Source organism: Salegentibacter tibetensis (assembly GCF_020164485.1).
Taxonomy (GTDB): Bacteria; Bacteroidota; Bacteroidia; order Flavobacteriales; family Flavobacteriaceae; genus Salegentibacter; species Salegentibacter tibetensis.
Genome location: NZ_JAIQZA010000009.1, coordinates 32,398 through 52,503, shown reverse-complemented (window position 1 = coordinate 52,503; position 20,106 = coordinate 32,398). Strand labels below are relative to the sequence as shown.

Here is a 20,106-nt window from a genome sequence, read left to right as displayed (position 1 = left end):
TTTTAAAACTTTAAATTAATACCCAGGATTCTGAGTAAGATTAGGGTTCAAGATCAATTGATTTGCTGGAATTGGAAACAAGTTTTTTGTTTCATCCCCAACTGCGCTAGGAGCTTTTAAAGACCAATCCCTGGTATATTCTCCAAACCTAATCATATCATTTCTTCTCCAGAATTCCATATACAATTCCCTTCCTCTTTCTTCAAGAAAATCACTTTCTGTTACACTACTAAGAGGTTGAGCTTTTCTAAGAACCCTTAACTCATTAACCATTGCTGTAGGATCTCCACCAGATCTCATTATTGCTTCAGCTTTCATCAGATAGGCATCTGAATACCTGAAGAAAATTTCATGCTCTGTAAATGCCCCATAACGAGGATTATATTTAATGGTACGAATACCAGTAGTCTCACTATTATTAATAAGGCTTTTTTCGCCAGAACCATTGGTAAATTCTCTTTTAAAAGTTAAGGGATTTCCACCTCTATCATTTAAAGCAGTTCCATCATAGTCATATTGTTGGTCAATAAGAAAACCAAAACCAACACTGGAACCATCTGCAAATCCATCATCATTATTATCAGTAGAACCTTCAAATGAGCCGGCAGGTAAACCCGATGGAGGAACATAACCTCTACGCTCTTCCTGATCATCTAGAAGCACTCCTTCTGCGGTTCCCCTGTTCATATTAGGATTTCCTTCAAACATATCATAAAATTCGGCAAGGGTAGAAAAACCATTCCATCCACCACCCGTTTGATCTGGAGCCTGATTATAGTGGAGCCCATTCCAGATTCTATTTCCAACTGCAGTAGGGATAAACCATATGGTTTCCCTGTCCAAATCTCTTCTAAAAATATCGAAGTAACCTTCTTCAAGGCCATATCCCGCTGTTGTAATTTCATCTACAAGACTTACCACCTGGTTCATATCTGTAGAATTAGGTTCAGTTCCCAGATAAATATGTTTATTTAAAAGAATTTTTGCCAATAGATATTTAGCGGCTTCTTTCCCAGGTCGCGCATTTGCTGCACCTGAATCCCCCATACCGGTACCCGGACCAATTGCTGGCAATCCTGCTATAGCTGCATTTAAATCGGAAACAATTTGATCTACTGCCTCTTGCCCCTTAAGCACCACAGGATCTTCAAAAAGTGGTGCCTGGGGATCCCTTACAGGAACCTGTCCAAAATTATCCAGGATAACCCACATTCCAAGGGCTCTCAGAAAATAAGCATTTGCTTGCTGTTCCGGCGTACTGTTTGTTAATTCAGAAAGAACCTGAGCTCCCTGAAAATGCAATGTATTCCATTGATTCCAGACATTTAAAATAAAATTATGCTCTGCCGTCCAGGAATGTTGATGTAATTGTCTCCATATTCCATTATCCCCCCAGTCTGATCCCCTTGTAGGTACCAGTTGTTCATCTGTAGTCACTTCACTTAGGGCATATAAATTAGCCTGGTCACCTATATAACCACGTAAACTATTATAAGCATTGTCTAGAAATGATTCCGGATCACTCACCCCCTGAAAACCGGTTTCGTCAGCATCCTTTATAATAGAATCCGTTCCTTCAATTTCCAAATCACTGCAAGACACGATGGTATTTCCCAGCAATACTGTTAACAGTAATAGGTTTATCAATCGTTTTGTTATTCTAATCTTTTTCATTGTCTATTTTATTTAATTAAAAACTAGCGTTAAGTCCAAAAGATATAGTTCTTGGTCTTGGATACGATGCATAATCTATTCCTGCAGTAGGAATAGAAGAAGCATTAAGAGATCCAGTATCAGCTGAAATTTCAGGATCTAAACCACTATAACCTGTGATTAAGAAAAGATTCTGACCAATCAAACTAAGTCGTAAAGATTTCACCAGGTTATCCCCATCTAACGGAAGGTTATATCCTATTGAAGTTGAAGTTAATCTTACAAAATCCGCTCTTTCCAGGAACCTCGTGGAAACTGCAACAGTAGAAGCGGCATTTTCATTAGTAGTTAAAACATCTTCTGTTACGTTCTTACCTATAAGTAAGGCACTTTTTGTAAAAAAGGCATTATTTGTTGCATTATACACATAGAAATCGAATTGCCCGTTAAAGTAGGCCGCAAAATCAAAAGCTTTATAACGGGCACTCAATGAGAGACCCCCATTCCAGTCTGGAATCGCATCTTTACCTACAAAGAATTTATCAGCATCAGGATCGCCCACGCCATTTCCATCAAAATCAAAGTATGTAGGGTTCCCGTCGTCATCAAAACCAGTAAATTCAGCCATATAAAATGAAAATAGCGGCTGGCCTGCCTGTAATTGCTGGGCAAAGGCATTGGTAAGTCCATTTCCCCGTATTGCCCCTGTAGGGATAACGAAAGGAGTATCCTGCACTTCGTTATGATTATATGCTATATTAAAGCTTGCTGAAAAACTATAATCTTGCTCATTTATAAAATCATAATCCAGAGAAAATTCTACACCCTGGTTTACAACTTTACCATCCAGTAAGTTACTAAAAACCACCTCTCCATTACTTGGAGCAGCAGTTTGCCTTGCCAATAAAAGATCATTGGTAGTTTTACGATAAAGGTTAAAAGAGCCAGATAAACGGTTAGCATTAAATCCAAAATCGACACCCAAGTTTAAATCTGTAGTTTCCTCCCATTTAAGATCCGCATTTGGATCTCCAACAATTAAAGAACCAGGAGCCGGTAACACATTAAGATCATTACTTATTCCACCACCTGCAGCTCTTTCGCGCTGCACGAAACGCCCGTAACCCAAGCCTTCCTGGCTACCAACAATACCTGCACCTAAACGTAACTTAAGCAAGGATACATTACCTCCAATAAAATCTTCTTTATGTATTTGCCATGCCACTGCCCCTGATGGGAAATATCCATACCGGTTATTTTCACCAAATGTTGAAGAACCATCGGCTCTAAATGTTCCTGTAAACAGGTACTTTTCTGCTAAGGTGTAATTAGCCCGCATAAAATATGATTGCAATTCGTCAAAATTGTCAAAGACATTATTCACAACAAAAGCTGGAACAGGTCGTTCGAAATTTGAAGGTAATTCGCCAGAAGAAAATTCTGGGAAAATTGTATTGAGATAAGTCCCATCTGCACCATATCCAAATACAGCAAAATCATCAACTACGGCAGTAACATTACCATAAGCATCTCTAAGCTGACCTGCCATGGCATTAAGATTTGTAGTATTGAATCCTGCACCTTCAGAACCAAATCCATCACGCTGAAATTTTTGATAGGAATAACCAGCTACCACATCAAGTACCGAGTTATCAAACTCTTTTAGATAAGTAAGGGTAGCCTCTAAAAGACTGTTTTCCTGATTAAATGTACTATAATTACCTCTACCTATTCCCGTAACCCCGTTAAGTCCTATAACATCAGAACTAAAAACAGATGTGGTTTCGGTATCCTGTTTATCGTAACCTACAGTTACCTTTCCTTTAAGCTCGGATGTAATAGCATATTCTGCGGATAGGTTTGCTAAAAATCTATCTGATTCTGATAATCCCTCAAAATTATTCAATAAACTCACAGGGTTTAATACGTTACCTCCAGGGTTAAATAATGGGTCTATAGGAGCCGTTGGATTTTGTGTGATAGACGCACCAATTAAATCTCCAGTAGAACCAGCTGCTCCAGAAATTGGGGCTCTTTCTTCATCCACGGTAGAAAGAGACAACTGTGCACTCAAGGTTAATTTATCATCAAAAAGACGCTGAGAGGCATTAAGACGGCCTGATAATCGTTCTAATGAAGTATTTTCTACTATACCTTTTTGATCAGTATATCCTAAAGAAGCTCTCACGCTACCCGTATTGTAACTTTTAGAATAACTAAGATCGTTTGTGTTAGAAACTACAGTTCGGGTATAAAAATCTTGAAAATCTGAGTCAGCTCCAAAATCTAATTCATCGGGATTATTACCCACACTTGTTAGAGCATTTAAGTAAGTTTCGCGGTCTAAAAGATCATATTCACTTGCCGGAGATGCTATACTCACGGTACTATTAAACTCAAACGTACCTTTTCTTCCTCTACCTCCTTTTGTTTGAATAATCACCACACCGTTAGCTCCTCTGGAACCATAAATAGCGGTAGCTGAAGCATCTTTCAAAATAGAAATACTTTCAATATCATTAGGGTTAAGAAAGTTTAACGGGTTTTTTTGTCCTGAACCTCCAATCCCCGAAACATTCGTTTGGGGAGCAGAACCACTGGTTAATGGAACTCCATCAACAACGAACAAAGGATTGTTACCCGAACGAATCGAATTAGATCCTCTTATCCTTACATTTATACCAGCTCCAGGCTCTCCGGAGGTTTGCGAAATTTGCACCCCGGCAGTTTTACCCTGAATAAGTTCCTCAGGAGAGGAAATAACTCCTTTATTAAAATCCTCGGAAGTTACGGAAGAAACTGAACCAGTTGCATCCTGTACCGTAGTAGTTCCATACCCAATAAGAATCACTTCCTCCAATTCAGCAGCATCACCCGCTAAATTAACATCAATAACAGAACGTCCATTCACACCGATTTCCTGGGTTTCATAACCCACAAAACTAAAAATTAATACGCCATCTGCTGGCACATCATCAAGGGAATAATTTCCGTCAAAATCTGTTGTGGTTCCTGTAGATGTTCCTTTTATGGAAACAGTGGCACCCGGCAAGGGCCCACTTTCATCGGTAACGGTTCCGGAAACTGTCTGTTGTGCATGCACCATGCTAAAACACAGAAAAGCGATAGCAAACAAAAGGCTCCTGAAAGTAATTTTTTTCATAAGAATTAGTTTTAATTGAGAGATTCTAAATTAAGTATTAAATTAATTATAAATTTATGTAAATAAATGTCAACAAAAAAGGTATATCAAAATAAAAATAACGAAAACGATTTCGTCTAACCCTGCAACAATAAGCTGAATTCAAAAAATAGTCTTTCTAAAATCCAAATCCTTTTCACACATTTCTAATTGTACTTTTGCAAGTTAATCTTTAAGACATTCAATGATTTTAATGTTCGATTTGTATTTATTCGTTTCAAAGAATTTCAACAATTTAGTAAGCATTAGTATACAGTAAATTATTGCGAACCCCAAACCGGTTTTTGCAAGTAAACTACTCACGGCGCCAAAAAATTAAAAAACTCACAGTTTAGTTTGAAAACCGTGAGCTTTTTTTTATCTGATATATTATGTACAAGTAATTTAAAGCGACATCGCTTTGCCTCCACCGAGTTCATCAATAGGTGCACATGGGATATATTCACCCGGAATTGGATCGTACCACATTACATTTTCACCAATTTCTTCGCTGGCTTTATATGCCCAGATACCCATATCACGTACTTCTTGTAAATAAGCCAATGAACCGGCATCTGCATCTAAAGTTATTTTTTGATCCCTGTCCTGAGGGTCCTGGGTTTCTGTAAGACGCATAGCCATTTCATCTCTTTCTGCCGGAGATGCTTTTAGATATTTCGCTACAATTTGCTCATATTCTTCTGCACTGCCTTCGCCTTCTTCTTTATCGAATTCATTCTTAAAAGCCCTGGAAAAAGCATCTGCCGAACTTCTGAAATTTTCCTGTCTATCTTCATGTGCCACTTCCTGCATATAGGAATCTATAAATTCAGCAATATTTAGGTCTTCTGCTCCCGGAGTGTCGGTTTTAGGAAGAATAACTTCTAGAATTTGCTTTAAAGCAAAACCATTAGAAGCGCTTAAAAATGTAGGTTCCCAGTTATAAGAAGGATCATTCTTACAGCTTTGCAAGAGGTTTAAAGTAGCTGGACCTACAATAATAGCCCCGGCTCCAAGTCCTATGTTTCTTAATGCTTGTCTTCTATTCATAATCCTTTTATTAAGCGTTAGATTTTTTAAAGTTTTTAGAGGCATGCTCTGCTGCCCTCGCGGTCATAGCCATATAGGTTAAAGATGGGTTCTGGCAACCTGCAGAGGTCATAAAAGCACCATCTGTTACATACACATTTGGAACAGCGTGCACCTGGTTATTACCATTTAATACCGATGTCTTTGCGTCTCTTCCCATTCGGGCAGTTCCCATTTCGTGAATTCCAAGCCCGGGAGCACCAATGTCATCATAACCTTGCACATCTTTAAAGCCTCCTTTTTCAAGCATTTCTACGGCTTGTTCTACCATATCCTTTCTCATTATAAGTTCATTTTCTTTGAACTCTGCATCAAAAGTTATGGTTGGCAAGCCCCATTCATCAGTCTTATTATAATCAAGGGTCATTTTGTTTTCATGATACGGTAAAGTCTCACCAAAGCCCATTAGCCCCATGGTCCAGCCTCCAGGCTTAACAATGGCCTCTTTTAATTCTTTTCCGTAAGATGCTTCAGCAATACTTTCGCTCCAGTCTCCACGACCTGCACCACCCTGGTAACCATAACCTCTGGTAAAACCAAGGTTATCACTTCCGTTTATATTTCTAAAACGAGGTAGATAGATTCCGTTCGGCTTTCTTCCTTTGTAATACTGATCTTCAAAACCATCATATTTTCCGGATGCTCCGGCTTTAAAATGGTGATCCATTACATTATGTCCCAATTCACCACTATCGTTACCCATACCATCTTCAAATCTATCAGATTTGGATTGCATCAGGATACTTGTAGAGGCAATTGCAGAAGCACAAAGGAAAATCACATTGGCTTTAAATTCTATTTCTTCTTTAGTTTCTGTATCTATAACTTTTACGCCTGTTGCCAGTTTGGTTTCAGGATCGTAAATAACCTGATTTACTACAGAATTTGGTCTTAAAGTCATATTACCTGTTCGCTCTGCAGCCGGTAAGGTAGACGAGTTACTGCTAAAGTAAGCTCCGTAAGGACAACCTCTAATGCATCGGTTTCTAAACTGGCAATTAGAACGTCCTTCAAATTCTTTATCACCCGTTAAGTGGGCAACTCTTCCTGCAGTTAATACACGACCGTCTGTAAAGTTTTCAGCCATACTTTTTTTAAGATGGTCTTCTACACAATTCAGCGGCATTTGCGGAAGAAATTTACCATCGGGTAATTGGCTTAAACCAAGATTCTCTCCACTAACTCCAATATAAGATTCAACATAATCATACCAGGGAGCAATATCTTTATATCTAATTGGCCAATCTACGCCGTGACCGTCATTTTTATTGGCTGCAAAGTCTAAATCACTCAGGCGGTAACTGTGACGTCCCCACATAATAGATCTACCCCCAACGTGGTAACCACGCATCCAGTCAAATCTTTTAGTTTCATTGTAGGGATGTTTAACATCGTCTACAAACCAATGTGCACTCGCTTTATTGGTAGTATAACCGGTACGGGATTGCTTTTGTTGGCGCTTTTCTTCTTCCCGGGTTAACTGGCCTTTATATTTATAATCCCATGGATCATCGTTCATGGTAGGATAATCTTCTATATGTTTTACCATACGTCCACGTTCAAGAACCAGGGTTTTAAATCCTTTTTCACTAAGCTCTTTTGCGGCCCAACCACCGCTAATTCCTGTACCTACGACTATTGCATCGTAAGTGTCGTTTTCATAATAATTGCTCACTGTCTTGTAGTTAATTAATAATTTAGTTAATCGAATCGCTCCAAATATATAAATTTAAGGTTATAATTTTGCTTCTTTAAAAAAAAGTATACTTTTAAGATCCAAAAATATCAGTAAAATCACATACTACTAACTCTTAATTTTATTCTATGAAAATTACACCAACTAAAGTTTCATCCCTTTTACTTATCCTTTTTTTATCGTTCGGAATTTATTCCTGCAAAGACCAAAAATCAGAAAATAAAAACTCAGAAATCTCTCAAATTCAGGCCGGGGAAAATGCTGAACCATTTTTTAAACTTTCCCTGGCACAATGGTCTCTTAACAAACCTATTTATGCCGGGGAGTTAGATCCTATGGATTTTGCTGAAACAGCAAGCGAAATGGGTTTTGAAGGTATTGAATATGTTAGTGGTTTTTACGGCCAGCAAATCAAGGAAGCCGAAAACCCTGAAAAAGCGATGCAAAAGGTTTTGGATACTCTAAAAGCTAAGAGTGAAGAATTCAATGTAGAAAATGTTTTGATTATGGTAGACGGGGAAGGCGAATTGGCCAGCCCTAACCAGGCAGAACGTAAAAAAGCAGTTGAAAATCATAAAAAATGGGTAGATGCTGCTAATTTTCTTGGGGCTCACTCTATTCGTGTAAACCTTTTTGGAAGTGAAGAGTCCGAGGAATGGAAAGCTTCAGCTACAAAAGGTTTAAAAGCTCTTAGTGAATATGCTGCAGAAAAAAATGTAAATGTTTTAGTTGAAAATCACGGCTATCTTTCTTCTGATGCAGCATTACTTGTAGATGTAATTGAAGAAGTAAATATGGAAAACTGCGGTACACTGCCCGATTTTGGTAATTTTTGCCTTAAAAGAGAAGATGGCGAACGCTGGGAAGCAAAGTGTGTTGAGGAGTATCCAAAATACCAGGGGATAGAAGAAATGATGCCTCATGCGAAAGCAGTTAGCGCCAAATCTTATAATTTTAATGAAGAAGGCGAAGAAACTACGCTTGATTATGAAAGGATTTTGAAAATTGTACAGGATGCCGGTTACACCGGATTTGTAGGTGTAGAATATGAAGGTGAAAATTTATCTCCCGAAGAAGGCATTGAAGCGACCAGAGAACTTTTAATAGAAGTTGGCAGCAAGTTAAACAGCACCAGTAACTAAGAAAAGCTACAGTAGATAATGAAAAGTTTAACCAGATTTCAACTATCAACCATGATGTTCCTCGAATTCTTTATTTGGGGAGGATGGTTTGTAACTTTAGGAACATTTTTAGGTCAGAATTTAAGTGCCACCGGGGCCCAAACCGGAATGGCCTTTTCTACACAATCCTGGGGAGCCATTATAGCTCCCTTTATTATTGGCCTAATTGCAGACCGCTTTTTTAATGCCGAACGCATTTTAGGAATTCTTCATCTTATAGGCGCGATTTTGCTTTATATGATGTTTCAATCGGAAGATTTTACCAATTTCTATCCCTTCGTTCTCGGATATATGATTCTTTACATGCCAACTTTGGCTTTGGTAAATTCTATTTCTTTTTACCAGATGACAGATCCTTCCAAACAATTTTCCAGCATCAGAGTTTTTGGAACCATTGGCTGGATTGTTTCAGGAGTAGTAATTAGCCTGGTCTTTGGCTGGGATTCTGCAATGGCAAGGGAAGAAGGAATGCTTAGGTATACCTTTTTAATGGCTGCGGTTGCCTCTGCAATATTGGGATTATTTAGTTTCACTTTACCTAAAACCCCACCAAGCAGCAAAGGTGAAAAAGTAACTTTATCTGATATTTTAGGACTTGAAGCTTTAGCTCTTTTAAAAGGTAGAAACTTTTTAATGTTCTTTATTTCATCGGTATTAATATGTATCCCTCTGGCTTTTTATTACCAGAATGCCAACCCGTTTCTTTCTGAAGTAGGGATGGAAGATCCTACTTTTATGATGTCTATCGGCCAGATCTCAGAGGCATTATTTCTGTTATTACTGCCTTTCTTTTTTAAGAAATTCGGCTTTAAAATTACTTTACTGGCCGGTATGCTTGCCTGGGTACTGCGTTATTTACTTTTCGCCTACGGTAATGCAGGAGAACTGGTCTATATGCTAATTATAGGAATTGCACTTCACGGAATTTGCTACGACTTTTTCTTCGTTTCCGGACAGATCTATACCGACTCTAAGGCCGGACCAAAAATTAAAAGTGCGGCACAGGGTTTAATTACCCTGGCAACCTACGGAGTAGGGATGTTGATTGGTTTCTGGGTAGCAGGACAAATTAGCGATCTCTATTTAAACGCAGATGGCACCCACGACTGGGAACAGATTTGGATAGTTCCGGCAGGTTTTGCCTTTGTAGTGATGATAATATTTGCTATTTTCTTCAAAAATGAAGATATCGCGAAAAAAGATATTGAAATATAACCAAGCAAAAAATAAATAAATTATGAGTAAAAAAATAAAATTAGGAGTATTAGGCGGAGGTGGAGATTCCCTTATCGGAATTCTACACCGGGTTGCCTCTTCTATGTTTGATAAATTTGAATTTGTAGGCGGGGTTTTTAATCCTGACCTGGAAGAGAGCAAAAAATTTGCTCAGGAACTGGGAATTGGAATCGATAGGGTTTATAAAGATCTGGACCATTTAATTGCAGAAGAGGCAAAACTACCGGAGGAAGAGCGTATTAGAGTAGTTTCAATTCTTACACCAAACTTTTTGCATTTCCCAATGGCCAAGCAGCTTTTGGAAAACGGTTATCACGTAATTTGTGAAAAACCAATGACCACTACTTATGAAGAAGCAAAAATACTTGAAGACACCCTCAATAAATCTAAAACCGTTTTTGCGGTAACTTACACTTACACAGGTTATCCAATGATTCGCCAAATGAAAGAAATGATCGCCGCTGGCGAGATTGGTGAAATTCAAAAGATAGACGTCCAATATTATCAGGGATGGATAAATTCAATTATTCACGATAAAGATGAAAGGAACAGTATCTGGCGTCTTGATCCTGAAAAAGGAGGCATCAGTTGCTGTATTGGTGATATTGGCACCCACGCTTTTAATATGATCGAGTATGTTTCAGGTCTCGAGGTAAAAGAACTTTTAGCCGACTTAAATTATGTGTATTCAGATAATAAAATGGATGTAGACGGTACGGTGCTACTGCGTTTTTCAGAATTCGTAAAAGGTGTGCTTAGATCAAGCCAGATCGCTACGGGAGAAGAAAATAATTTTGCCGTAAAGATTTACGGAAAAAAAGCCGGCTTAAAATGGGAGCAGGAAAATCCAAATTACCTCTACAAACTGGAAGACGGGCAACCGCTTAAAGTTTTAAAACCAGGGAACGAATATAACTCTGCGCTTGCATTAGATGGCAGCAAATTGCCTCCGGGACACCCAGAAGGCATTTTTGATTCTATGGGTAATATTTACAAAGGAGTTGCCAGGGCGATTAACGAAGAAAAATATAATCCGGCAGAATTTCCTACAATGAAAGATGGGAAACGCGGAATGAACTTTATAGAAAAAGTAGTAGATTCTCATGCCAAAGGAAATGTTTGGGTGAAATTAGATGCATAAAATTTAATAAAATGAAAACAGTAAAAGGACCTGCGGTTTATTTAGCACAATTTATGGATACCAAAGAGCCATTCAATAGTTTGGATGGTTTGTGCGAATGGGCTGCAGATTTAGGATATAAAGGAATTCAGATTCCTACCTGGGAATCGGCTTTAATCGATTTGAAAAAGGCTGGAGAAAGCAAAGATTATTGCGAAGAAATTAAGGGAAGAGTAGAGTCTTACGGGCTGGAAGTCACTGAGCTTTGCACCCATTTACAGGGGCAACTTGTTGCGGTACATTCGGCTTACGATACCATGTTCGATAATTTTGCCCCAGATGAGGTTAAAGGCAATCCAAAAGCCAGAACCGAATGGGCCGTGGAGCAAATGAAAAGCGCAGCCCGCGCCAGCAGGCATTTTGATTTGGATGTTCACGGAACGTTTAGTGGATCTTTGCTTTGGCATACGGCCCATCCCTGGCCACAAAGACCGCAAGGCCTTGTAGAAATGGGATTCAAGGAACTTGCAAAACGCTGGATGCCAATTTTAAATGAATTTGATGAACAGGGTGTAGATGTTTGCTACGAAGTTCACCCGGGAGAAGATCTCCACGATGGGGTGACTTTTGAACGTTTCCTTGAAGCAACCAATAATCACAAACGAGTAAATCTTTTATATGATCCCAGCCATTTTGTGCTGCAGCAATTAGATTATATTTCGTACATAGATCATTACCACGAATTCATAAAAATGTTCCACGTAAAAGATGCTGAATTTAACCCTACCGGAAAAAAAGGCTCTTTTGGTGGTTATGGCGACTGGATAGATCGTGCAGGAAGATATAGGCATCCCGGAGATGGTCAGGTAGATTTCAAAACCATCTTTTCTAAATTAACCGAATATGGCTGCAATGTCTGGGCAGTTCTTGAATGGGAATGCTGCATCAAATCACCAGATCAGGGTGCTCGTGAGGGAGCTCCGTTTATTAAAAGCCATATTATTGAAGCTACCCAAAAGAAATTCGACGATTTTGCTGGTAGCGATATAGATGAGCAAAAATTAAAACGAATCTTAGGAATTAACTAAACATAAAGATGAAACCAGCATGATGCTGGACGCATAAATAACAGGGAAATTATTATAAGCCTGTGATAAATCCCCTATATTGGGTTAAAATGATAAATAAATGAAGAAAAATACTTTAATATTAGTAGCGGCTGCGATTATAGCCACTGCCTGTAAATCTGATAAAAAAGAACAAGAGGCAAAAGAGGCTTATGAATCTGATGCGGCTAATGATACTACCGCAATGGCCAGCAACGATGACAATTGGGACAAACTATTTAACGGTAAGAACCTTGAAGGCTGGAAAGCTTTTAACGCCGATTCCATTTCAGACCAGTGGCAGGTTAAAGACGGCGTAATTGCTTTTACTCCTTCTGAAGGAGAACGCGAAGGTTCTGAAAACCTTATTTCAGAAAAAACCTACACCAATTTTGAACTTTCTGTAGAATGGAAAATTTCAGAAGGAGGAAACAGCGGGATCATGTGGGGAGTTCAGGAAAGTGAAGAGTTTTCTGAACCTTATTTAACCGGACCTGAAATTCAAATTTTAGACAATAAATTGCATCCAGATGCAAAAAATGGTGAAATAAGACAGGCCGGTGCTCTTTACGATATGATGCCGCCAAGTGAGGACAAAACCAGGAACGCGGGAGAATGGAATGAAACCGTAATTAGAATTAATCACGCAACCAATAAAGGTTCAGTGCGACTAAATGGTACTTTAATCAATGAATTTCCCGTTCACGGGGAAGAATGGAGTAAATTAGTAGAAAACTCAAAGTTTAAAGACTGGGAGGATTTCGGTAAAAACCGTAAAGGCCATATTGCCCTGCAGGATCATAGTGATAAAGTATGGTTTAGAAATATTAAAATAAAGGAATTGGATTAAAACCAATCTCCCATTTTTTTAAAAGCTGATTGGAAATCAAAAGAAAAATTCTTTGATTTTTGATCAGCTTTTTTGTTTGTTATTTACACCAAACATTTTTGTAAATTGAAATTAACTGCTCTGGCAATTTCACAGGGTATTTAAAATCAAAATGTTTCAAAATAAAAGCCGAATATTTCAAATATCTACTCAGTCTAAAAAACTTGTAAATGAAAACCGAAAAAGTAAACTTTAAGAATAAAAGTGGTGATGACTTATCAGGTTACCTGGAGCTCCCCTTTAACCAGGATCCTCATAACTTTGTGCTTTTCGCGCATTGTTTTACCTGCAATAAAAATTTTTTTGCCGCCAAAAACATCAGCCGCACCCTGGCTCAAAACGGCTATGGAGTTTTACGTTTCGATTTTACCGGATTGGGAGAAAGCGAGGGAGAGTTTTCAGAAAGTAATTTTTCGGGAAATATCCAGGATCTTTTGGCTGCGGCAACTTATTTGAAAAAAGAATTTAAAGCTCCAAGCTTATTAATAGGCCATTCGCTAGGTGGAGCTGCAGTTCTATTTGCAGCAAAAGAGTTGAAATCGGTTAAAGCGGTTACAACTATAGCAGCGCCTTCTACCACGGCCCACGTTCAGCATTTAATAGAGAATAATATAAAAGAGATCGAGAAAAATGGGGAAGCTCAGGTTAATATTGGCGGCCGGTCTTTTAAGATCAAAAAGCAATTTCTGGACGATATCGCCAAACATGAATTAAAACCATATCTCGCCGATCTTAAAAAGTCCCTCCTCATTATGCACTCGCCGCAAGATAATATTGTAAGCATTAAAAATGCTGAAGAACTTTATATTGCTGCCAGACATCCTAAGAGTTTTATTTCTCTGGATGGGGCAGAACATTTACTTGCAGCCAAAGGTGACGCTTCTTACGCCGGTAATGTAATTGCTACGTGGGCTGCACGATATTTGGAAATTCCGAAGAAAGAAATTCCGGAATCTAATGCAGATGTAGTAGCAGGATTAGAAAAAGAAGATGCTTTTACTACAAATATGAAAGCCGGAAATCATACTTTCCTGGCCGATGAACCCATAAGCGCAGGCGGAAAAGACTACGGCCCTACTCCCTATCAGTTCTTATCATCTGGCCTGGCTTCCTGTACTTCTATGACGCTTCAAATGTATGCCAAACGCAAAAAATGGCCACTGGAAAATGTTGAAACACATGTTTATTATTCCCGGGAACATCACGAGGATTGTGAAAATTGCGAAGAAAAAACTTCAAAAATAGATACTTTTAGAAGGGAGATTAAACTGTTTGGAGACCTGGATGAAAAACAAAAACAAAGGTTACTGGAAATAGCCGACCGATGCCCGGTACACAAAAGTTTAGCTTCAGAAACAAAAATAAAAACCAAACTAATTTGAAATAAAACGGGCTTTGTTAACCTATCCTTAAATCTTTGGTTAGGCTTTAAGATAGGCTTAATTTAGTTGTATTCAATCTAAAACCAATCAATAGATTATGAAACGAATAAGTTTATCATTAGTATTTTGCGCCTCTTTATTAATAATAGGTTGTAAAAACGACAAGAAAGAAGACGATGCTGAAAACGCTGCCGAAACAGAAATGAATTCTGAAATGGAAGCTCAGCAAGAAGTTAAAGAAATTACTGTTCCTCTGGAGCCTAAAAGCGGAAGCGAACTGGGTGGCGAAGTAAGCTTCACCGAAGAAGATGGTGAAGTTACTATGGAAGCTACCATTACTGGTTTAGCTGAAGGTAAACATGCTATTCACATTCACCAGAAAGCAGATTGCTCTGCCGAAGACGGAACTTCTGCCGGTGGCCACTGGAATCCCACCAACGAAAAACACGGAAAATGGGGTGATGCTGAAGGTTACCACAAAGGAGATATAGGAAACTTTGAAGTTGATGCCAATGGAGTAGGAACTGTTAGTATGACAACGGATGAATGGTGTATAGGATGTGATGACGATAATAAAAACATCGTAGGAAAAGCGATTATAGTACACGACGGGGTAGACGATTTCACCTCACAACCGTCAGGAGCTGCTGGCACCAGAGTTGGATGTGGAGTAATAAAAATGTAAACTCTTTCAGATAAATTTTAATAAAAAGCGGCAAATTGCTGCTTTTTATTTTTTTCAAATAGTACTTTTCTATACATTTACCCACTAAGCGAGATTTATTTTTTTTACTAAATACCTAGGGGCCTTCCCCGGGGTAGATCACATACCAACCAACTATTTTTTATGCAACAGGACGCCCTAATTTTAGAACTTCAAAATGGTAACGAAAGAGCTTTTGAACGTATTTACCATTTGTATTCAGAAAGTACTTATGGAATTATTTACAGTATAATTAGAGATGAAACTATTGCTGAAGAAGTACTTCAAGACGTATTTTTAAAGATCTGGGATAAAGCACCCAGTTACAGTTCAGATAAAGGGCGTTTTTTTACCTGGGTTCTTAATATTGCGCGTAACGCAGCCATAGATAAAATAAGGTCTAAAGATTTTAAAAACGATCTACAAAACCTTAAGACAGATAATTTCGTAGATATACTAGAAGCTAAAACTAATTTCTCTGAAGCTGTAGATTCTATCGGGCTTAAAAAGTATATTGACGCTTTAAAGCCGGTATGTAAAAAATTGATAGATTACCTATTTTTCAAAGGCTACACGCAAAAAGAAACTTCAGAAGAATTAGATATGCCTTTGGGGACTGTTAAAACCCGAAATAGAGCTTGTATTGATAATTTAAGAAAAATGGTAATTAAATAATGGATATTCAAAAGTATATATCGTCTGGAATTCTCGAATTGTATGTTTATGGTGCGCTTTCCGAAAAAGAAAGTCGCGAGGTTAGTCGTGTACTAAAAGAATATCCTGAAGTTAAAGCCGAGGTTGAAGAAATTGAAAAAGCTTTACTCACATTATCGTCTGCGGCGGCTCCAAATAATGCTGAACATTTAATCGCTTCTATAAAGAAAAAATTAACTAAATCGCCAACCGCTACTGAGCCAACAGAGACTCCGGTAAGAAAGATAAACTGGACTACCTATTCAGGTTGGGCGGCAAGTTTATTATTACTTATAGGCCTTTTCGTTTTCTTTAACCGAACCAATGATTTAAGGGAAGAATTAAGTGCTGAACGAGCCAGAAATGCCCAAATGGAAGAACAAATTGCCAATGCGCGTGAAGATGCTGAAAACGCTGAAGAACTGCTTGCGGTAATTAGAGATAAAGACGTACAACGAGTACCTTTAAAAGGGCAAAACGTAGCTCCCGAAGCCTATGCTTCGGTTTACTGGAACACTCAGGAAAATACCGCTTATATAGACGCTAAAGACCTACCCGAACCTCCACGCGGAAAAGTTTACCAGGTTTGGTCACTTACCATGCAGCCACTTACGCCAACGAGCATAGGATTACTGGATGATTTTGAAGCAGACGATAATAAGGTTTTCAGTCTTAAAAACCCTAACCAGTCAGAAGCTTTCGGAATTACTTTAGAACCTGAAGGTGGTAGTGAAGCTCCAACAATGGAACAATTATACGTTCTGGGTACAGTAGCCGCACTTTAAAATATCTTTTAAAAGGCTATCAAATTTTATTTGATAAAATTTAGAAAACGCTAGTTTTTAAGTACTCTATATCTCAAATATTGACAAAAACAATGAAGGCTCACCATACATCTATATGGCAAACCTTCACCTAACCAACCAAAAAAATCCAAAAAACCAGGGGCTAACTAAAACAAAATTGTGTTTTTAGACTCCTAACTCTCTATAAATATTTACGAAGAAAAAAGCGTGAAGGTTTTAATATCTTCAATTTTAACATTTAAGCCTAAGAAATCCAGGTTTTAAAATCCCTAACCCTTTCACGACTTACAATGAGTTGAAAATCCTTAAAAGTATTTAATTTGACTTCTAACCGGCTATTGGTGTAACTGATAATATCTTCAATACAATCAATGTTCAAAATCGATTTTCGGTTAATTCTGAAGAATTTTTCAGGATCCAACTCCTTTTCTAAGTTTTCAAGTGAAATATCTACCAGATAATTTCTCCCGGTAGTTGTAGTGAGATAAGAAGCCTTATTTTCAGAATAAAAACAGCAAATTTCATTGGCAGCGATGATCTTTAGATGTTGTCCCACCCGGATTGTAAAACGTGATTTGTAATCTGGTTTGCTTCCGGTTTCCAGAATCTTTCTAAAAGCATTAAAATCTATTTGAGGTGAATTTTTATGATAATTTTCTTTGAATTTATTCACCGCATTCCCCAATTCTTCTTCATCTATTGGCTTCAGAAGGTAATCTACACTATTCAGTTTAAAAGCTTTTAGTGCATATTCATCATAGGCTGTGGTGAAAATAACCGCGCTGCTAATTTTTACTTGCTCAAAAATTTCCAAAGAAATACCGTCACTAAGTTGAATATCAAGAAAAACGAGATCAGGCTCGGGATTTTCCTTAAACCAGGTAACACCTTCATTTACTGAATGCAACAGAGTATTCACTTCTAATTCCAGCTTTTTAAGCATTCTTTGTAAACGCCGGGCAGCCGGTTTTTCGTCTTCAACAATTACAATTTCCATTAGTCCCAGCGCTGTTTTTCTTCTTTCTCCATATACTCCTGAATCTTGCGTTCTTCCCAACGCTTATCGAACATAGGATTCAATCTAAAGGCTTTTAAAGCATCAAAGGCCAAACCGATTCCCCAGCCACCTACAACCCATAAAAACCAGGGATATGCCCATTGATTGCTGTAGTAATTAATTCCGGCCAGGAATAAGTTCACTAAAATATAGGAGAATAAATGATTGTAGAATTCTCGCAGTTCTTTAACCCGCTCCCGGGCCTTTAAATATTTGTCTTCTGAAGTTTCCATGATTAGTCGATTTTATCTTTTTGCATTAGTTCTTTTATTTTTCGCTCTTCCCAATTCTTACCCAGTAAAAGGTTATAATTAAATACCGATAGACCGTGAAAGAACACGCCTACACCCCACCCAATTGCCGGAAAAACGGCCCATATAAATCCGCTGTAGGTTAGATAATTGAATAAGCCGAGTACAGGAATAACAAATAAGTAAGAAGTTAAATTCCCATAGAATTCCCGCTCTGCTTTTACTTGCTTTTTTGCCCTTAAATAAGCGTCCTGTTCGACATATACCGGTTTTTGATTTTCCATTTTTACTATTTTAGTTAATAGCGGTAGTTTTACACTAAATACATTATGAGAGTTATCGATTTCTACTTTTCTATCTGTAAGCAATTGATAGCGTTGCTGAATATTAGAAAGCCCAACACCACTCCCCCGCTTTAGAATTTCCTTTGGCTGAAGATTATTTTTCACCACCAATTTTCGATCTTCTTCTACAATACTTATCTCCAAAGGATTTTCAGAATTCACCGTATTGTGTTTTATGGTATTTTCCAACAGCAGCTGAAGCGAAAGCGGCACAACCTTGGCTTTCGGATTTTTTAATACTGAAGGAAAATTAAAAACAATGGCATCCTCAAAGCGCATTTTCAACAAATCCATATAGGTTGTAGCGAATTTTAATTCTTCTTCAATATCTACCAATTCCTTATTTTTCTGTTCTAAAACATAGCGGTAAACCTTAGAAAGCGCGCTTGTAAACTTCTGAGCCTGGTCTGGATTTTCGTCGATCAAAGCACTTAAAACATTTAAACTATTGAATAAGAAATGCGGATCTAACTGATTTTTAAGCGCATCGAATTTAGCCGAAGCCGTACCAGCGATTATCTTTTGTTCTTTTACCTCCTTTTCCTGTAGAGCCTTGTAGGAATAAATAAGATGAAAAAACAAAGAAATAATAGCTGTAAATAGCAGCGGAAAAAGATAAAAAACCATCTTTTAGTTAGCAATAAACCCCTGAAACGGGATTCCTTCGTAAACCACGTAATGCATTAAACGGCAGAAGAAATATCCGATTAACGTTAGCGTAACAGAACCAAAGGTCCCCAAAAGCACCTTTCTTAAATTGGCGCTTTCCCAGGTTATTTTAGCCTCGAACCACCAGAAGTAACTTCCATTTATTAGCGTGAGAATAAAACTATAGGAAAAATAGAGGAGCCATGTTTCTAATTCCCGGAATTCTTCAAACTCAAATCCGCTGAAAAGAATTTCCAGGCTAATGATTAATGCAGTGATCGCAAGACTAATTTTTAATATTTTCAGAAAGAATTTCATCTGTTTATAATTTTAACCCAAAGTGAAAATTAAACACGAACTTATAATCATTCCCCTGTTTTTTGCATTTTTTGGATCCAGCATCATGCTGGTTTCATCGATTTTCATTTACAAGGCTAAGATGCGAGAAAGTCGTTTTCTTTTCTAATTAAAAATCCTGAATTGTAGAAAAAACAATCTGAACCGTTATTTTCCTTTAGAACCGATTTAAACTATAAGGAAAACTTCAGTTTAAATTTTCCTTAACATATAAATCAATAATTTCGATACTTAACCAATAGCCTAAATTATGAATATTTTTGAAGCATTACGCCAGGAACACGAAATACAGCGCCACCTTGTAGCCAGATTGGTAGAAACCCACGGCGATACAGAAGAAAGAAAAAAGATTTTTGAGCAGTTAAAACACGAATTAAAAATTCACGCTGATGCTGAAGAAAGGCATTTTTATATTCCGTTGATAAAAAAGGACTTTACCCAGGAAAAAGCCAGGCACAGTGTGGCCGAACATCACGAAATGGATGAACTTATTGAGCAATTAGAGGTTACAGAAATGGACACTTCTAACTGGCTAAAAATCGCCAAAGAGCTTAAGCATAAGGTAATTCATCATTTAGATGAAGAGGAGCAGGAAGTTTTTCAAATGGCCGGAAAAGCCCTAACCGACAACCAAAAGACAAGCCTTGCTGAAGATTACAACAAGGAAATCAGGAAAATGAGGTAATCCCAGGAGCTCTATCGCTTCGAAGCCTC

At 38.0% G+C, this 20,106-nt stretch carries 18 protein-coding genes; 10 read left to right on the top strand and 8 right to left on the bottom strand.

From position 1 onward, the window contains the following. Nucleotides 1-15: 15 nt before the first annotated feature. The 4 genes from LB467_RS06520 to LB467_RS06505 form a co-directional block, all read right to left on the bottom strand. A complete protein-coding gene (locus tag LB467_RS06520) occupies nt 16-1,674 on the bottom strand; it encodes a RagB/SusD family nutrient uptake outer membrane protein (RefSeq protein ID WP_224473225.1) in 1,659 nt (552 codons plus the stop codon). 16 nt (nt 1,675-1,690) lie between these two features. Then, nucleotides 1,691-4,816: a SusC/RagA family TonB-linked outer membrane protein gene (locus LB467_RS06515; RefSeq protein ID WP_224473224.1), complete on the bottom strand. Its 3,126-nt coding sequence runs from the start codon at nt 4,814-4,816 to the stop codon at nt 1,691-1,693. Between the two features lie 423 nt (nt 4,817-5,239). Then, the gene (locus LB467_RS06510) at nt 5,240-5,884 is read right to left on the bottom strand and encodes a gluconate 2-dehydrogenase subunit 3 family protein (RefSeq protein ID WP_224473223.1); all 645 of its coding nucleotides are present in this window, start codon (nt 5,882-5,884) and stop codon (nt 5,240-5,242) included. 10 nt (nt 5,885-5,894) lie between these two features. Next, nucleotides 5,895-7,598 (bottom strand): GMC oxidoreductase, encoded by a 1,704-nt coding sequence (locus LB467_RS06505; protein ID WP_224473222.1) that lies wholly within the window; start codon nt 7,596-7,598, stop codon nt 5,895-5,897. 149 nt (nt 7,599-7,747) lie between these two features. On the opposite strand from LB467_RS06505, the gene LB467_RS06500 reads away from it, so the two are divergent. The 9 genes from LB467_RS06500 (at nt 7,748) to LB467_RS06460 (ending at nt 16,714) form a co-directional block, all read left to right on the top strand. Further along, nucleotides 7,748-8,761, top strand: a complete 1,014-nt coding sequence (locus LB467_RS06500; protein ID WP_224473221.1) for a sugar phosphate isomerase/epimerase family protein — start codon at nt 7,748-7,750, stop codon at nt 8,759-8,761. An 18-nt stretch (nt 8,762-8,779) separates the two neighbouring features. Further along, on the top strand, nt 8,780-10,015 hold the full coding sequence (locus tag LB467_RS06495; protein WP_224473220.1) for a nucleoside permease: 1,236 nt from the start codon (nt 8,780-8,782) through the stop codon (nt 10,013-10,015). A gap of 22 nt (nt 10,016-10,037) precedes the next feature. After that, on the top strand, nt 10,038-11,177 hold the full coding sequence (locus tag LB467_RS06490) for a Gfo/Idh/MocA family protein (protein ID WP_224473219.1): 1,140 nt from the start codon (nt 10,038-10,040) through the stop codon (nt 11,175-11,177). 11 nt (nt 11,178-11,188) lie between these two features. Continuing rightward, nucleotides 11,189-12,244: a sugar phosphate isomerase/epimerase family protein gene (locus tag LB467_RS06485; protein WP_224473218.1), complete on the top strand. Its 1,056-nt coding sequence runs from the start codon at nt 11,189-11,191 to the stop codon at nt 12,242-12,244. A 100-nt stretch (nt 12,245-12,344) separates the two neighbouring features. Beyond that, on the top strand, nt 12,345-13,112 hold the full coding sequence (locus LB467_RS06480; protein WP_224473217.1) for a 3-keto-disaccharide hydrolase: 768 nt from the start codon (nt 12,345-12,347) through the stop codon (nt 13,110-13,112). A gap of 209 nt (nt 13,113-13,321) precedes the next feature. Beyond that, complete coding sequence (locus LB467_RS06475) at nt 13,322-14,533, top strand: bifunctional alpha/beta hydrolase/OsmC family protein (protein WP_224473216.1); 1,212 nt, start codon at nt 13,322-13,324, stop codon at nt 14,531-14,533. A 97-nt stretch (nt 14,534-14,630) separates the two neighbouring features. Further along, on the top strand, nt 14,631-15,218 hold the full coding sequence (locus LB467_RS06470; RefSeq protein WP_224473215.1) for a superoxide dismutase family protein: 588 nt from the start codon (nt 14,631-14,633) through the stop codon (nt 15,216-15,218). A 162-nt stretch (nt 15,219-15,380) separates the two neighbouring features. Beyond that, nucleotides 15,381-15,911, top strand: coding sequence for an RNA polymerase sigma factor (locus LB467_RS06465; RefSeq protein ID WP_224473214.1), 531 nt, complete (start codon nt 15,381-15,383; stop codon nt 15,909-15,911). Further along, a complete protein-coding gene (locus LB467_RS06460; protein ID WP_224473213.1) occupies nt 15,911-16,714 on the top strand; it encodes an anti-sigma factor in 804 nt (267 codons plus the stop codon). The genes LB467_RS06465 and LB467_RS06460 overlap by 1 nt, the downstream gene beginning before the upstream one ends. A 265-nt stretch (nt 16,715-16,979) precedes the next feature. On the opposite strand, the gene LB467_RS06455 is transcribed toward LB467_RS06460, so the two are convergent. Genes LB467_RS06455 through LB467_RS19300 form a run of 4 tightly spaced genes read right to left on the bottom strand, consistent with a single transcriptional unit; the run spans nt 16,980 to nt 19,353 of the window. After that, a complete protein-coding gene (locus tag LB467_RS06455; protein ID WP_224473212.1) occupies nt 16,980-17,732 on the bottom strand; it encodes a LytR/AlgR family response regulator transcription factor in 753 nt (250 codons plus the stop codon). Next, nucleotides 17,732-18,025, bottom strand: a complete 294-nt coding sequence (locus LB467_RS06450; RefSeq protein ID WP_224473211.1) for a 2TM domain-containing protein — start codon at nt 18,023-18,025, stop codon at nt 17,732-17,734. The genes LB467_RS06455 and LB467_RS06450 overlap by 1 nt, the downstream gene beginning before the upstream one ends. 2 nt (nt 18,026-18,027) lie before the next feature. Next, complete coding sequence (locus tag LB467_RS06445; RefSeq protein ID WP_317196347.1) at nt 18,028-19,014, bottom strand: 2TM domain-containing protein; 987 nt, start codon at nt 19,012-19,014, stop codon at nt 18,028-18,030. Nucleotides 19,015-19,017: 3 nt separating this feature from the next. Beyond that, nucleotides 19,018-19,353 (bottom strand): hypothetical protein, encoded by a 336-nt coding sequence (locus tag LB467_RS19300; RefSeq protein WP_317196346.1) that lies wholly within the window; start codon nt 19,351-19,353, stop codon nt 19,018-19,020. Nucleotides 19,354-19,642: 289 nt separating this feature from the next. Between LB467_RS19300 and LB467_RS06440 the strand changes: the two genes are divergently transcribed. After that, nucleotides 19,643-20,077, top strand: a complete 435-nt coding sequence (locus tag LB467_RS06440) for a hemerythrin domain-containing protein (RefSeq protein ID WP_224473210.1) — start codon at nt 19,643-19,645, stop codon at nt 20,075-20,077. The last annotated feature ends 29 nt before the right edge of the window (nt 20,078-20,106 follow it).